Here is an 899-nt window from a genome sequence, read left to right as displayed (position 1 = left end):
TTGGTTGATCAAGTTGAGTGCGTCGTGTGAGTTATGAGTATGTATCGTCGTCTGTGAGATTGCTATACGGGCCAGGCGTTCGACGGTTGACGGCGATGTATTTTTTTTTTTTTCTGGCGGAGTGCGCGGGGACAGGCTGCGGCTTGGGCAGGAAGACCATGTGCACCATGCCGTCGTTGCCGCTGCTGCCGGTCATCTCGCTGGTCTGCGTGTTGTAGGTGAGCGTATCGCCATGGGCCTCGCCGCGACCCTGCTGGTGCACCGAGGCCTGGCCCTTGAGCGTGGCGATGCCCTTGATGTTGTCGTAGTCGAGCGTGTGCGCGTCGCCGGACATCAGGTTGCCGGCGTCGTCCAGTTGCTGGATATGGGCGTTGCCGGTGACCACGATGCGGCTCAACTGCTGGTTGCCGTCGACGTGGATCTTGGCCAGGTCGCCGGTGATCTTCAGCGTGCCCTGACTCAGTTCGACGTTGCCGTTGAGCGTGGTGACACTGTTGGGTGCGTTGAAGCCGCTGAACGAATCGGCATGCACCACCCGCATCGGCTGGCTGCGGTCATCCTTCCTTGCCAGGGCGGGCTGCAGCAGCAGCGCTCCCAGCACGAGCAGGGCGAGCCGGAGCATTCCGTGACTGCGGAAAGAGGATGCCGTGGACGTCATGGAGGAGTTCCAGGTGGTTGTCAGAGAGATTGGCGCGCATGCCGACCCCGTTCATTCTACTGTCGCCTTGCGTCAGCTGGGCGGGTTGGGCTGTTTCCAGGCGGTTTTCCCGCGGCCAGGCGGTGACTTCCGAGGTCAGCACGCCGGCCTCGGGACGGCTTGTGCCCTGCGCGTCGGTGAAAGCGTCCCGATGCAGTTCGACCGGCCCCTGCAGCTTGAGCAGCGTGCCCGGCTTGTTGAC

Annotated in this window: 2 protein-coding genes; both read right to left on the bottom strand. The window is 62.7% G+C overall.

Annotation, left to right across the window (positions count from 1 at the left end):
• Positions 1 to 31: 31 nt before the first annotated feature.
• Positions 32 to 622: a lipopolysaccharide transport periplasmic protein LptA gene (lptA, locus tag CSC66_RS17160; RefSeq protein ID WP_238394449.1), complete on the bottom strand. Its 591-nt coding sequence runs from the start codon at positions 620 to 622 to the stop codon at positions 32 to 34.
• The coding region (lptC, locus tag CSC66_RS17155; protein ID WP_162378625.1) for an LPS export ABC transporter periplasmic protein LptC at positions 555 to 899 on the bottom strand (345 nt) is incomplete at its 5' end. The genes lptC and lptA, both read right to left, overlap by 68 nt.

This window comes from Pseudoxanthomonas kaohsiungensis, from assembly GCF_010211765.1.
GTDB lineage: Bacteria > Pseudomonadota > Gammaproteobacteria > Xanthomonadales > Xanthomonadaceae > Pseudoxanthomonas > Pseudoxanthomonas kaohsiungensis.
This window is presented reverse-complemented; position numbering and strand designations above follow the sequence as displayed.